The sequence below is a fragment of the Dyella sp. genome (assembly GCF_035685885.1).
Classification (GTDB): Bacteria; Pseudomonadota; Gammaproteobacteria; order Xanthomonadales; family Rhodanobacteraceae; genus Dyella.
In genome coordinates this window covers 1-13,747 of sequence record NZ_DASRZX010000091.1, presented here as the reverse complement: position 1 = coordinate 13,747, position 13,747 = coordinate 1, and the positions used below count along the sequence as shown (strand labels likewise).

10 protein-coding genes are annotated in these 13,747 nt (G+C 65.1%); 6 read left to right on the top strand and 4 right to left on the bottom strand.

Annotated features, from left to right (window positions below; all coding sequences use genetic code 11):
* Positions 1 to 48 precede the first annotated feature (48 nt).
* Together VFG49_RS11385 and VFG49_RS11380 are read right to left on the bottom strand one after the other, a co-directional pair.
* Positions 49 to 246, bottom strand: coding sequence for a YbdD/YjiX family protein (locus VFG49_RS11385; protein WP_324860535.1), 198 nt, complete (start codon positions 244 to 246; stop codon positions 49 to 51).
* A gap of 10 nt (positions 247 to 256) precedes the next feature.
* The gene (locus VFG49_RS11380) at positions 257 to 2,332 is read right to left on the bottom strand and encodes a carbon starvation CstA family protein (RefSeq protein ID WP_324860533.1); all 2,076 of its coding nucleotides are present in this window, start codon (positions 2,330 to 2,332) and stop codon (positions 257 to 259) included.
* 204 nt (positions 2,333 to 2,536) lie between these two features.
* Here VFG49_RS11380 and def point away from each other — a divergent pair, with 204 nt between their 5' ends.
* From def to VFG49_RS11360, 4 genes are all read left to right on the top strand, one after another.
* Positions 2,537 to 3,076 (top strand): peptide deformylase, encoded by a 540-nt coding sequence (gene def, locus VFG49_RS11375; RefSeq protein ID WP_324860531.1) that lies wholly within the window; start codon positions 2,537 to 2,539, stop codon positions 3,074 to 3,076.
* A gap of 784 nt (positions 3,077 to 3,860) precedes the next feature.
* Positions 3,861 to 5,876, top strand: a complete 2,016-nt coding sequence (locus VFG49_RS11370; protein WP_324860529.1) for an OPT family oligopeptide transporter — start codon at positions 3,861 to 3,863, stop codon at positions 5,874 to 5,876.
* A 141-nt stretch (positions 5,877 to 6,017) separates the two neighbouring features.
* A complete protein-coding gene (gene mprF / locus VFG49_RS11365) occupies positions 6,018 to 8,624 on the top strand; it encodes a bifunctional lysylphosphatidylglycerol flippase/synthetase MprF (RefSeq protein WP_324860527.1) in 2,607 nt (868 codons plus the stop codon).
* A 20-nt stretch (positions 8,625 to 8,644) separates the two neighbouring features.
* On the top strand, positions 8,645 to 9,400 hold the full coding sequence (locus VFG49_RS11360; protein WP_324860525.1) for an AcvB/VirJ family lysyl-phosphatidylglycerol hydrolase: 756 nt from the start codon (positions 8,645 to 8,647) through the stop codon (positions 9,398 to 9,400).
* A 127-nt stretch (positions 9,401 to 9,527) separates the two neighbouring features.
* On the opposite strand, the gene VFG49_RS11355 is transcribed toward VFG49_RS11360, so the two are convergent.
* Entirely contained in the window at positions 9,528 to 10,520 is a 993-nt protein-coding gene (locus VFG49_RS11355) for a hypothetical protein (RefSeq protein WP_324860523.1), read from the bottom strand.
* 97 nt (positions 10,521 to 10,617) lie between these two features.
* On the opposite strand from VFG49_RS11355, the gene VFG49_RS11350 reads away from it, so the two are divergent.
* Together VFG49_RS11350 and VFG49_RS11345 are read left to right on the top strand one after the other, a co-directional pair.
* Positions 10,618 to 11,499, top strand: coding sequence for a LysR family transcriptional regulator (locus VFG49_RS11350; protein WP_324860520.1), 882 nt, complete (start codon positions 10,618 to 10,620; stop codon positions 11,497 to 11,499).
* Positions 11,499 to 12,659, top strand: a complete 1,161-nt coding sequence (locus tag VFG49_RS11345) for an acyltransferase (RefSeq protein ID WP_324860518.1) — start codon at positions 11,499 to 11,501, stop codon at positions 12,657 to 12,659. Before VFG49_RS11350 ends, VFG49_RS11345 begins: the two co-directional genes overlap by 1 nt.
* Positions 12,660 to 12,790: 131 nt before the next feature.
* On the opposite strand, the gene pyrF is transcribed toward VFG49_RS11345, so the two are convergent.
* Positions 12,791 to 13,603 (bottom strand): orotidine-5'-phosphate decarboxylase, encoded by an 813-nt coding sequence (gene pyrF, locus VFG49_RS11340; RefSeq protein WP_324860516.1) that lies wholly within the window; start codon positions 13,601 to 13,603, stop codon positions 12,791 to 12,793.
* Between the last annotated feature and the right edge of the window lie 144 nt (positions 13,604 to 13,747).

Sequence of the window (13,747 nt, the reverse complement as noted above, 5' to 3'; positions counted from 1 at the left end):
GCCATGCCCCGGACGGGACATGGCCTCCAAATCTCGCGGTGTCGTTTTTCAGCAGCAGCGACCGCCCGTTCCCTTGTAGCGGGCCACCTGGCGTTCGCGAAAGAACTCCTTGTAGCTGGGCACTGGCCGGTCCGGATGGTGCTCGCGCAGGTGTTTCACGTAGACGTCATAGTCGGGAATGCCGCAACAGAGGCGGGCGGTCTGCACCGCCCATTTCCGTATCGCTTGCAGGTTCGTCAGGTTCATATCGCAGCCCTCAGCGGGTGGGCACGCTCCCCAGCGCCACGTACGGCTCCTCGTGGGCGGTCGGGTGGTTGATGCGCCATGCCTTCATGATCGCATTGAGGGCAAAGCCCAGCATGGTCAGGATCAACAGCATGAAGATGCCGGTGAGCGCAGCGTCGACGTAGTTGTTGGTGACGATGCGTTGCATCTCCTCCACAGTCTTGGCAGGTGCCAGCAGCTTGCCGTCCGCAGCGGCCTGAGCGTACTTGTTGGCGGCGGCGGTGAAGCTGATCGGGCCACTCAGTTTCTGCCAGCCTGCGGTGAGCGTGCACACCACCAGCCAGATCGCCGGGATGCCCGGCACCCACACATAGCGTTCGCGCTTGAGCTTCACCGTGACCACCGTGGCCAGCATCAGCGCTACCGCGGCGAGCATCTGGTTGGCGATGCCGAACAATGGCCACAGCGTGTTGATGCCGCCCAGCGGATCGACCGCGCCCTGGTAAAGGAAGTAACCCCACAGGCCCACGCAAATGGCAGTCGCGAGCAGGTTGCCGGTCCACGACTCGGTGTGCTGCAGTGGCTTGTGGATGAGGCCGGCGATCTCCTGGATCATGAAGCGGCCCACGCGCGTGCCGGCATCTACCGTGGTGAGGATGAACAGCGCTTCGAACAGGATGGCGTAGTGGTACCAGAACGCCATCATGCCTTCGCCCGGGATGATCCCGTGCAGCAGCTGGGCCATGCCCACCGCCAGCGTCGGCGCACCGCCGGCGCGGCTGAGGATGGTCTTCTCGCCGATGTTCTGCGCGGTGCTGAGCAGTTCGTCCGGCGTCACTACGAAGCCCCATTGGCTGATGGCCGTAGCGGCGTCCTGCGCGGTGGTGCCGATCAGCGCGGCCGGCGAGTTCATCGCGAAATACACGCCCGGGTGCAGCGAGGCGGCGGCTACCAGCGCCATGATGGCGACGAAGGCCTCCATCAACATGCCGCCGTAGCCGATCATGCGGGCCTCGCCCTCATTGGAAATGAGCTTGGGCGTGGTGCCTGAGGCGATGATCGAATGCCAGCCCGATACGGCACCGCAGGCGATGGTGATGAACAGGAACGGGAACAGGTTGCCCTGGAACACCGGTCCGGAGCCGTCCACGAACTTGGTCAACGCCGGCATCTGCAGTGTCGGGGCAGCCAGGAAGATGGCCAGCGCCAGCAGCAGGATGGTGCCGATCTTGAGGAAGGTGGAGAGGTAATCGCGCGGCGCGAGCAGCAGCCACACCGGCAGCACCGAAGCGCAGAAGCCATAGGCGATCAGCAGCCAGGCCAGCGCCTTGGCGTCGAAGTCGAACAGCGGCCCCCAGGTGGGCGACACGGCGACGAAGGCGCCGCTCCAGATCGCCAGCAACAGCAGGACCAGGCCGATGATCGACACTTCGAGGATCTTGCCCGGGCGGAACCAGCGCAAGTAAACGCCCATCAGCAACGCGATCGGAATCGTGCACGCCACCGTATAGGTGCCCCAGGGACTGTGCGTGAGCGCCTTCACCACCACCAGCGCCAGCACCGCCAGCACGATCATCATTAGCACCAGCACGCCGAACATGGCGACCACGCCGGCCACGGGGCCCAGTTCGTCCCGCAGCATGTTGCCCAGAGACCGTCCGTCCCGGCGTACCGAAAGGCCCAGGATCATGAAGTCCTGCACTGCACCGGCGAACACCACGCCGAACAGGATCCACAACGTGCCCGGCAGGTAGCCCATTTGCGCGGCAAGCACCGGACCTACCAGCGGTCCCGCGCCAGCGATCGCGGCAAAGTGATGTCCGAATACCACCCATTTGTCAGTCGGCACATAGTCCAGGCCGTCATTGCGCAGCACGGCCGGCGTGGCGCGCGTGGGGTCCATGCGCAACACGCGGTCGTTGATGAACTTGCCGTAGAAGCGGTAGCCGATGACGAATACGGCAATCGCGGCGGCGACCAGCCAGATGGCGTTGATGGGTTCGCCACGGCGCAGGGCGACGACGCCCAGGCACCAGGCACCCACGATGGCGATGGCGGCCCACAGGATCTTGCCTGCCGGGCTGGGTTTGACGGCGACGGTTGACATGCGGATTGGCTCCTGGACAGTCCCCCGACAGGGTCGTCCCGGTGGCTCCGGGGGTCAATGCCATTATGCGCCGCCAAATATTAGCCATTGGTCGAATGCGGGCAGCCCTGCGCTACACGTACCGGACATGCCCCGCGCGTACACTGGGCGGCGGGGCCTGGTCCTCGAGGTCGCGGCCAAATCAATGATGAGGCGAGGTTTTTCATGATTCGCGAGATCCTGAAGATGGGTGATCCCAGGCTGCTGCGGGTGGCCCCAGCGGTACCCGACGCGATGATCGGCAGCGCCGAGCTGGACGCGCTGATCGCCGACATGTTCGACACCATGCACGACGCTGGCGGCGTGGGCCTGGCGGCTCCGCAGATCGGCGTGGACCTGCAGCTGGTGATCTTCGGTTTCGACCGTTCCGAGCGTTATCCGGACGCACCGGCCGTGCCGCGCACGATCCTGCTCAATCCGGTGATCACGCCGCTCTCGCATGACATGGAGGAAGGCTGGGAAGGCTGCCTGTCCGTGCCGGGGCTGCGTGGTGCGGTGAGCCGATACACCTTGATCCGCTATCAGGGCGTGGACCCGAAGGGCGAGGCGATCGATCGCAACGCGGAGGGGTTCCACGCGCGCGTGGTGCAGCATGAGTGCGATCACCTGATCGGGCGGCTGTATCCATCGCGGATCACGGATTTCAGCAAGTTTGGCTATACCGAAGTGTTGTTTCCGGGGATGGATCCGGGGGTGGACGAGTAGTCGTTTTCGTGTGGCCTGCTGTTGCGCAGCAGCCTGTCGTAGTGTGGCGGCCTCCCTTGCAAGCAGCCGCCCCTGTGGGAGCGCACCCTGTGCGCGACGGCCTTTCGTCCCAGTTTTTTCCTGTCGTCGTCCCAACGCACCCCCAAAGGGCTAAGGGCCGGACAAGCGCGAAGCGCGCAGAACGCCCGTGGGGCGGCCCCGAAGGGGCGAGCGCAGTGCGTCATCCAGTGACTTTGCCCTTCGCTTCTTGATGTGGCGATACCGTCAGCGTACCGCCTACGACCGAAGGAAGACTCCGTGGGACGCAGTGGGCGTTTCGACGTCCTGCCGGCGACGCGCAAGCCAGTCCCGTGGGACCGCTAAGTCACTGTTCTTTTGCTGCCCACGCACGCGCTTCGAGCGCGTGCGAACGGCGAAGCCTGCCCGCACGCGGGGAGGCGGCTCCATGGATGGCGCCGGCTTTGAGGAGCGAGGAAGGGCGGAGGGCAGGATGCCTGGCGTAAGAGAAAAGTAACCACCGACATGGCATTGCCACCACGGTGGAGAGGAGAAGGGCAATCGCGACCGTCCGCCATCTCCAGTTCGGCCTCGCCGCGGCCCGCGGTCTCAGACATATCCCAAGCCAACGCCCCAGGACCAAACCCACCCAGCCGCCCGGCACCACCAAAACCGTTGCGTATCCTCTCGATTGCGGCAACCCTACGCGCTGGCCCGCTGGGGCCGTCGTAGCCATGTCGTCCGCGGACGGCCACCAGGGGAGCAACAACATGACGGGTACGCACGCGTGAGCGCCAACCATTCCATTTCCGGAAGCCAGAAGGAACTGACCATCCGCGGCCTGATCCTGGGCGTCATCATCACGGTGGTCTTCACGGCAGCCAATGTGTTCTTCGGCCTCAAGGCCGGCCTCACGTTCGCCACCTCGATCCCCGCGGCGGTCATCTCGATGGCGCTGCTGCGCGGCTTCAAGGATTCGACGATCCAGGAAAACAACATCGTGCAGACGATCGCTTCGGCGGCGGGCACGCTGTCGTCGATCATCTTCGTGCTGCCCGGCATGATCATGATCGGCTGGTGGGCGGATTTCCCGTTCTGGATGTCGTTCGCGGTGTGCGCGCTGGGCGGCATCCTGGGCGTGATGTATTCCATTCCGCTGCGTCGCGCGCTGGTGACCAATTCGGACTTGCCGTACCCGGAAGGCCTGGCCTGCGCCGAGGTGCTCAAGGTGGGCAGTGGCGGCGAAGCGGGTTCCGATAGCGTGGAGGAGGGCCGTGCCGGCCTGCTCGCCGTGCTGTGGGGCTCGGTGGTCTCGGCGGTGTTCGCCGTGGTGGTCGCCACGCAGGTGTTTGCCAGCGACGTGGTGCAGTACTTCCGCGTGGGCAACAAGGGCTCGGTCAGCGGGTTCGATTTCAATCTTTCGTTTGCGCTGTTCGCGATCGGCCACCTGGTCGGCCTCTCGGTGGGTCTGGCGATGCTGATCGGCGCGCTGATCGGCTGGGGCTGGGGCGTGCCGCACTATTCACTGATGGGCGATCTCACCGCCTCGGTGGCGGATCTCGCGCAGGGGACTTGGAGCCACAAGGTGCGTTTCGTGGGTGCCGGCGCCATCGGCGTTTCGGCTATCTGGACGCTGGCCAAGCTGGTCAAGCCGGTGATCAGCGGCCTCGCCGGTGCCATGGCCGCCTCGCGCGTGCGCAAGGCCGGCAAGGCCGACACCTTGCCGCGCACCGAACGTGACATCCCGATCGGCATCGTGGGTCTGGTGACGCTGGCCTGCTTCGTGCCGATTGCGTGGCTGCTCGGTTACTTCGGTTCCATCAGCGGCCTGGGCGATCACGTCGCCGTGCTTGCCATCGGCGGCGTGGCCTTCGTGGTGCTGATGGGCTTCTTCGTTTCGACCGTGTGCGGCTACATGGCCGGCCTGATCGGTTCCTCCAACAGCCCGCTGTCGGGCGTGGGCATCCTGGTGGTGATCGCCGCTGCGCTGCTGCTGGTGGCATTCGTCAAGCCGCATGTGGATCCGGAGGCGGGCAAGGCGCTGGTGGCGTTTGCGCTGTTCATCACCTCGGTGGTGTTCACCGTGGCGGCCATCGCCAACAACAACCTGCAGGACCTCAAGACCGGCCAGCTGGTCGACGCCACGCCGTGGCGCCAGCAGGTGGCACTGGTGATCGGCGTGATCGCTGGCGCAGCGGTGATTCCGCCGGTGCTGGACCTGCTCAACAAGGCCTACGGCTTCGCCGGTGTGGCCGGCGTGGGCGAGCACGCGCTGCCGGCGCCGCAGGCCGGCCTGATCTCGGCGCTGGCGCAGGGCGTGATCACCAACAACATCGACTGGAGCCTGATCATCACGGGCATCTGGATCGGCGTGGTGATCATTGCGTTGGACGAGATTCTTCGCCGTACCACCAAGCGTATGAGCCTGCCGCCGCTGGCGGTGGGCCTGGGTATCTACCTGCCCACGGTGAGCACGCTGATGGTGGTGGTCGGCTCCATCGTCGGCTGGTATTTCGACCGCCGCGCCGATCGCTCGGCCAAGCCGGAATCCACCAAGCAACTCGGCGTGCTGCTGGCCTCGGGCCTGATCGTGGGCGAGAGCATCATCGGCGTGCTGATCGCCGCCATCGTCGCATTCGCCGACAAGCTGGGCTTCAGCAATCCGGCCGCACCGCTGGCCGTGGTCGGCCCGGGCTTCGCGGACAAGGCCCAGTGGCTCGGCGGCGCAGCCTTCGTCGCCGTGGTCATCGTGATGTACCGCTGGGTGGCCCGCATGGCCAGGGGCCTGAGCGCCAAATCCTGACGTTGCGGTTGCGGCTGCCTGAAGCAGCCGCAACCAGTGTCATTTCGCCCTGCCACGATCGAACAGGAGAGGTCCGCGACCCGTTATCCTACGAGGTCGCGGCGGAGGTCTTGCGCTGGTCGATGTGGAGGCGTTGAAAGCGTGGTGGAGCAGACGGGGGCGAACGCCTCGATTTCCGGTGAGGTGACGACTCGCCCCGGCCTGATGGCCCGGTTGCGCCGTCTCGCCGGCCCACTGCTTTCCGTCGCCTTGCTGTGCCTGGCGCTGTGGGCATTGCATCGCCTCGCCAGCGAGGTGAGCTACCGCGAGGTGGCGCGCTACGTCCACGGATTGGAGAACCGTCGCATTGCCCTGGCCGTGCTGCTCACCGCGGGCAGTTACGGGATGATGATCCTGTATGACTGGTTCGGCCTGGCCTCCATCGGCAAGCGCCTGCCAGGCCCGCAGGTCAGCCTGATTTCCTTCATCAGCTACGCCTTCAGCAACGCGCTGGGCATGGCGCTGCTGATCTCCGGTTCCATCCGCTACCGCTTCTATATCCAGGCCGGACTCACCACCGCCGAAGTGGCGAAAGTGGTGCTGTATACGACGCTGAGTTTCTGGCTTGGCCTGTGCGCGCTCACCGGCGTCACGTTGTTGCTTGTGCCGGTGCCGCCGTCGTTGCCGCTCGCCAGCCTGCGCCTGCCACTGGCCGCGGCGATCACCCTGGTGCCGCTGCTGTGGCTGGTGGGCGGAAAGCTGCTGGGTCGTCCGCTGCGCGTCTGGCGCTGGCGCGTGAACCTGCCTTCGCCGCTGATTGCCGCGCGCCAGATCCTGGTGGGTGCGATCGACTGGGGCCTGGCCGCCTACGTGCTGTACCTGCTGATGCCCAACGAGGTCGATACCGGCTTCGGGCATTTCCTGGCCATTTTCGTGCTGGCGCAGATCGCCGGCCTGGTCAGCCATGTGCCTGGCGGACTGGGCGTGTTCGAAGCGGTGATGCTGGCCGGCTTCGGCGCCGCGGGCAATCAAGGCCTTGAAGCGCCGATCCTCGGCGCGCTCGCTGCCTATCGCCTGATCTACTACTTCCTGCCGCTGTTTGCGGCCACCCTGGTGGTGCTGTGGCGCGAAGCGCGCGGACTGCGCCAGAAAGCGCTGCTGGCGCCGTGGTTCACCGGGCTGCTGCCGCCATTCTTTGCGGGGCTCACACTGGTCTCGGGCGCGGTGTTGCTGTTCTCCGGCGCCACGTCCGCGTTGCCTACGCGCATGGCGATCCTGCGCGACGTGCTGCCGCTGGCGGTGCTGGAAGTCTCGCATTTCCTGTCCAGCGTGGTCGGCATGATGTTGCTGATCCTCGCGCGTGGACTGCAGCGTCGTCTCGACGCCGCCTACGTGCTCACGCTGATCCTCCTGGTGCTCGGCGCCGTGCTGTCGCTGCTCAAGGGCATCGACTACGAAGAAGCCACGCTGCTGTCGCTGCTGGCGCTGGCGTTGGCGCCCGCGCACAAGCTGTTCTACCGGCGCGCCTCGCTGTTCAGTGCAAGCTTTTCGTGGGGATGGATCATCGCCATCCTGGCAGTGCTGGTGTGTGCCGGCTGGCTGGTCGGCTTCAGCTACAAGCACGTGGAATACAGCAACAACCTGTGGTGGGAGTTCAGCTTCTACCACGGCGGCGCGCCGCGCGCGTTGCGTGCGCTGGTCGGCGCGGCCGCGGCCGGCTTGCTGTTTGCGCTGGCCAACCTGATCCGGCCCGCGCGACCCAATCTGCTGATGCCGGGCGAAGGCGATCTGCAGCGCGCGCTGCCGTTGATCAAGCAATACAGCTCCGCGCAGGCGCATCTCGCGCTGATGGGTGACAAGACGCTGTTGTTCGATACCGAAGGCAAGGCCTTCATCATGTATGACGTGGAGGGCCGCAGCTGGGTCGCGATGGGTGATCCCGTCGGCGAGGACGAAGATGCGCGCCGCGAACTGGTGTGGAGCTTTCGCGACCTGTGCGAGCGCTCCGGCGGCTGGCCGCTGTTCTATCAGGTGCGCCCGGAAGACCTCGACCTTTACCTCGAAGTCGGCATGAACCTGATCAAGATCGGCGAGGAAGCACGCGTGCCGCTGGCCGAGTTCAATCTCGACGGCAAGTCGAAGAAGGTGCTGCGCAACACCGTCAACAAGCTCACGCGCGAAGGCATGCGCCTGGAGATCATCACGGCCGACGGCGTGGCGTCGATGCTGCCGCGGCTCAAGGCGATTTCCGATGCGTGGATGCGCGACAAGGGCGTGCGCGAGAAAGGCTTTTCGCTGGGCACGTTCGATCCGACCTACCTGCAGCGAACGCCGATGGCGTTGGTCTGGCAGAACGAAGAACTCGTCGCGTTCGCCAACCTGTTCCTTACCGACAGCAAGGAAGAGGCTTCGCTCGACCTCATGCGCCATCTGCCCGAAGGCACGGCCGGCGTCATGGATTTCATGTTCATCGCATTGATGCAGTGGGCCAAGGGCGAAGGCTATCGCTGGTTCAATCTCGGCATGGCGCCGTTCTCCGGACTGCAGAACCGCCGCAGTGCGCCGTTGTGGAGTCGCCTGGGTGCCTTGTTGTTCGGTCGTGGCGAGCGCTTCTACAACTTCCGCGGCCTGCACAAGTACAAGGATAAATTCGACCCCGTGTGGGAACCTCGTTATCTCGCGGTGCCTAATGGCATCGCCCTGCCGCTGGTGTTCGCCAATGTGGCGAGCCTCATATCGGGTGGACTGTCTGGCATGGTGCGCCGTTGAAAAAATTCTGGAACTGGATGATGTTGGTCGTCCTGGTCGTCGCCGGCGTGGGCGTGTGGGTCTGGCAACCGTGGCATCACGTAACGCTGGACGAGGCGATCGTGAGCGTGCCGGCCAAGGCCGGCGTCGTGCCGATGGCGGGACGCGAAGACGTGGTTGCCGTGTTCTATTCCGGCGATGGCGGCTGGCGCGATCTCGATCAGTCGCTCGGCAAGATCATTGCCTCGCACGGCATTCCCGTGGAAGGCGTGAGCCTGCTGCAGTACTACTGGCGCGAGAAGAGCGCCGCAGAATCGGCAGCGGATCTCGACGCGCTGATCGCGCGGCTGGTTGCCTCGGGCGAGAAGAAGCGCATCTGGCTGATCGGCTTTTCGTTCGGCGCGGACGTGCTGCCTTCCGTCGTTGGCCAGCTCAGCCCGGAAGGGCGCGCCCGTATCGCTCAGATCGTGATGCTCTCGCCCAGCATGGACGTGAACTTCGAAATCGAAATGGAAGGCTATATGCGTGAGGGTTGGTGGAAGACCCACACGCAGGACTTCTTCCAGTGGCTCAACCCGGTGAGGCATTACGACGCCCATGCGCCATTGCTTGCGCTGGAGGGCCATCCGCCGGTGGTGTGCTACTACGGCCTGGAGGACAAGGACGACACCATCTGTGCCGAGCCTGGCCTTCCTGCATGGATCAAGGTCTATGAGAAGAAGGGCGACCATCACTTCGACTACAACTACGAAGGGCTGGCGCGGCAGATGATCGAGGATCTGCCGGCGCATCCGTAGCATCCCTGTAGGAGCGCACCCAGTGCGCGAAAAGCGGCAGCGATGATGTCGAGCCACAGTCGTTCGCTGAGGTGAGTTGAGGCGCCACGATCGCGCACTGGGTGCGCTCCTACAGGGTAGGTTGCAGTTACTTGGGCAACGCCACCGACTGCACATCGAACGGCACGTTCCGCGGAATGCCTGCATCGTCGCCCTTGTGCGCAAACAGCAGGCCGTACTTCGATTCGATGAAGTAGATACGGCCGTTGGCGATGACGCCCGAAGACGGATCGTTGAGGCCTGCCACCAGCGTCACCAGTGACGACGCGCGGCTACCTGCCAGGGTAGCCAGCGAGATCTGTCCGCCATACGGACCGTCGTGGCCGAAGGCGTTGCTCTCGAAGATCACCAGGCGATCGGGCCCCGCGCTGCGGATGGCATCGGCGTTCTTCAGGGTGCGTGGCATGTCGATGCGCGTGACGAGGCCTGCATTGCCGTCGGGCTGCACGTCGATGCGAAGCAGGTAATACGCGGCCGTGACCGTGCTGACATAGACATGGTTGCGGTCGATGGCGACGCCGTTGAGCTTGTAGCCCTCGGGGCCGGCGCTGAATGACGGGTCTTCCTTCCACACCTGCAACGCCCGGTCGCCCGCGCGCCAGCGGAGCACGCGTGGATGGAACGTGTCGGTGACGTAGATCGTGCCGGCCTCGTCCTGGGCCAGGTCGTTGCAGTAGCCCGCCTCGGGCATGGGATAGCTGGCGCGTGGTTCGCCGGTGGCGAGGTCGTAGCTTTTCAGGGCACTGGGCCGGGTCGGCACCGTCGTGAAGCCGAACGTGCCGGAACAGATCCACAGCAAGCCGTGCTTCGCATCCACCAGCACGCCCTGGCCGTTGGAGAGCCCATGGGAGCCTGGCGACACCAGCACCTCCGCGTGGTCCGCGCCCGGCCGGATGCGGGCCACGGCCCCCTGTCGCCAGCTGCCGACGTAGAACGTGCCGTCGGGTCCGGTAGCCACGCTTTCCGGGTACCAGTCGGCAGGCAGGGGCAGAGTGGTAGGTGGCGTGTCGGCTGCCCGCGCCACGCCGGTCGTCAACAGGCAGGCCAGCAGCAGGCCGCGCATGGCGGGAAGACCTTTCATGATCGAACTCCCTGGTTTGAGTGCTGGGGAGTCTCGACGCCCTGTTCTGGTTTATAAATGCCGTTCCAGTTCCTTCACTTTGAAGCGAGACTTTGAAATGGATCGGCTGACCAGCATGGCGGTGTTCGTGCGCGTGGTGGAGAAGGGCAGCTTCACTGCCGTGGCGGACGAATTCGGCCTCTCCACCACCATGGTGGCCAACCATGTGCGGGCGCTGGAGCAGCAGCTGGGAGCGCGCCTGCTCGACCGTACGACGCGGCGGCATAGCCTCACCGAAATCGGCGCCGCCTACGAGGAGCGTTGCCGCGACGTGTTGAGCAGCGTGCAGGCTGCCGACCAGGTGGCCGAAGCGCTGCGCGCGGTACCGCAAGGCAGGTTGCGCGTGACTGCGCCAGTGACCTGGGGCGCCTATCGCCTGATGCCCGTGATCGGCGCCTACATGGCCGCTCATCCGGGCGTGCAGGTGGAGGTGAGCCTCAACGACCGCGTGACCGACCTGCATGAGGAAGGCTTCGACGTCGCCATCCGTTCCGGTCCGCTGCAGGACGACAGCTTGATCGCGCGCACGCTGGCTCCGGCGCGCATGTACGCCGTGGCCAGTCCCGGTTATCTGCAGGCACACGGCACACCTCGTGATCCGGAAGATCTGGGCGGGCACGCATGCCTTGGCTTCATGGCCTGGGGGCGGCACCATCAGTGGCGCTTCCAGTGCGGCGAGCGGACGGTCGAAGTGCCGGTGGTCGGCCCGCTGGTCTGCAACAACGGTCAGGCGTTACTGACGGCAGCGCTGTGTGGCGTGGGCGTGGTGGTGCAGGCGGACGTATTGCTCGAAGCATCGTTGCGCGCGGGGCAACTGGTGCGCCTGCTGCCAGAATGGGAACTGCCGCAGCGACAGGTACATATCGTGCGTCGCCCCGAGGTGAGGCCTACCGCCAAGCTGCGTACCTTCGTTGATTTCGTCGTGGAGAAACTGGGTTGATGGAACGGACGTCTATTCACGAGGGACGCAACAGCGGTATCGACCTGCTGCGCGGCCTCTCCATCCTGCTGGTGGTGCTGCATCACATCGGTCTGCGCATTCCGCTGAAGAAAACACTGCTGGCCGAGGTACTGCCCAAGGGCCTGCTGTCCGGCCTGAATTACAACGGCTACGAAGCCGTGTTCATCTTCTTCGTGATCTCCGGTTTCCTGATTGCCGGCAATGTGCTGCGCCGCCATGGGTCGCTGAGGCAGGTCGATCTGCGCGCGTTCTACGCACGCCGCTTCTCGCGCATCGTGCCGTGCCTGCTGTTGCTGGTGGCGGTGCTGAGCATGTTGCACGTGCTGGGTGTGCAGGATTACGTGATCAAGCGCGAAGGCCAGACGCTGCCGCGCGCGATCGTGTCGGCATTGGGCTTTCACCTCAACTGGTACGAGGGCATGACCGGCTATCTCCCGGGCAACTGGGACGTACTGTGGTCGTTGTCGATCGAGGAAGTGTTTTACCTGGGTTTTCCGCTGGCCTGTCTGTTGATCCGGCGCACGGCGGTGCTGGTGCCGCTGCTGGTGATACTGGCGCTGTCGCTGCCGCTCACACGCGCTGCGTTGGAAAGCAACGAGATCTGGCAGGAGAAGGCTTACTGGCCCGGCATGGCGGCGATTGCCACTGGCGTGCTCGGCGCCTTGTGCGTGCACCGTTATCCGAAGGTGCCGCCGCGCACTTCGACGCTGCTTGTCTGCCTGGGCGTGCTTGGGCTGGGCTGGGTGATGTTCGACGGCGTGTCGATCTGGAGCCTGTTGCGCAACGGTTACATGCTGGTGCTGACCGGCGCGGCGCTATGCCTGGTACTGACCAGCCAGTGGCGTGCAGGCGACCGACCGCTGCCGTTCCTGGGTTGGCTGCGCTCGTGGGGGCGCCTGAGCTACGAGATCTATCTCACCCACATGTTCGTGGTGTTCGCGCTGGTGCGCTTGTACAAGGCGGCGGGCGGAAATATCGCGCTGGGTTTCCTGTGGTACCTGCCGGCGCTGCCGTTGTGCTGGGTATTGGGACGACTGTTGGAGCGCTACGTGTCGACGCTCGCAGAGCGTTGGTTGCGGGCGCGGATGCTTTCAAGCCGGGAGCCTTCCACCGTTCTGGAGACTGCCTCGCCTGGGTAGGAGCGCACCCTGTGCGCGATAAGCCTACGTAGCAGAAACATCATCGCGCCGCGGTCGCGCGCAGGGTGCGCTCCTGCAGAAGAGGCACCTTCCGTCAGCGATGGCCGTTGATGGTTGGACGAAACCCGCGGTCAGCGGTGGCGATTGATGGTGTCGCGCAGCTCTATGGCCGCAGTGCGCGCCGCCTGCGCGAAATCCTCGCCGTTGCCGGCGTAAAGGATGGCGCGAGAGGAGGAGATCATCAGGCCGCTGCCATTCGCCGTACGCCCATGCTTGAGCACCGCTTCCACATCGCCGCCCTGGGCACCGATGCCCGGCACCAGCAACGGCATGTCGCCGACGATGGCGCGCACCTTGCCGAGTTCTTCCGGCCAGGTGGCGCCGGTCACCAGCGCGCAGTTGCCGTGGCTGTTCCAGTCGCGCGCAATGGTCTCGGCCACGCGCAGGTACAGCGGCTGGCCGCCGCAGTCGAGCGCCTGGAAATCCGCGCCGCCAGGGTTGGATGTGCGGCACAACAGGATCACGCCCTTGTCGGCGCGATCGAGAAAAGGCTGGATGGAATCGCGGCCCATGTACGGGTTGAGCGTCACCGCGTCGGCGCCATAGCGCTCGAACGCCTCGGTGACGTAATGCTGCGCCGTACTGCCGATATCGCCGCGCTTGGCGTCGAGGATCACCGGCACGCCAGGATGGTGGGCGTGGATGTGCGCGATCAGGCGCTCCAGCGCATCTTCGGCACGCAGCGCGGCGAAGTGCGCGATCTGCGGCTTGTACGCGCACACCGCATCGGCAGTGGCATCGACGATGGCGCGGCAGAATTCGAACACCGCGTCGGTGCGGCCCTTGAAGTGCGCGGGGAATTTCGCCGGTTCCGGATCGAGGCCAACGCAGACCAGCGAGTTGTTGCGGACCCATGCCTGTTGCAGGGATTGCATGAAGTGCATCGGGTTCTCCTCGCTGCTCTGTTCCCTCTCCCCTCCGGGGAGAGGGTCGGGTGAGGGGACAATCTTGCGGTATCGCTAAATCAGAATCGGGTTCTATTGAGGATCGGAGCAAGCCGTGGGGGGGGGGGGGGGGGGGGGGGGGGG

Bases quoted from the DNA above. Each gene is read 5' to 3' on its own strand.
- VFG49_RS11385 (WP_324860535.1), bottom strand. From the start codon at position 246: ATGAACCTGACGAACCTGCAAGCGATACGGAAATGGGCGGTGCAGACC.
- VFG49_RS11380 (WP_324860533.1), bottom strand. From the start codon at position 2,332: ATGTCAACCGTCGCCGTCAAACCCAGCCCGGCAGGCAAGATCCTGTGG.
- def (WP_324860531.1), top strand. From the start codon at position 2,537: ATGATTCGCGAGATCCTGAAGATGGGTGATCCCAGGCTGCTGCGGGTG.
- VFG49_RS11360 (WP_324860525.1), top strand. From the start codon at position 8,645: ATGTTGGTCGTCCTGGTCGTCGCCGGCGTGGGCGTGTGGGTCTGGCAA.
- VFG49_RS11355 (WP_324860523.1), bottom strand. From the start codon at position 10,520: ATGAAAGGTCTTCCCGCCATGCGCGGCCTGCTGCTGGCCTGCCTGTTG.
- VFG49_RS11350 (WP_324860520.1), top strand. From the start codon at position 10,618: ATGGATCGGCTGACCAGCATGGCGGTGTTCGTGCGCGTGGTGGAGAAG.
- VFG49_RS11345 (WP_324860518.1), top strand. From the start codon at position 11,499: ATGGAACGGACGTCTATTCACGAGGGACGCAACAGCGGTATCGACCTG.
- pyrF (WP_324860516.1), bottom strand. From the start codon at position 13,603: ATGCACTTCATGCAATCCCTGCAACAGGCATGGGTCCGCAACAACTCG.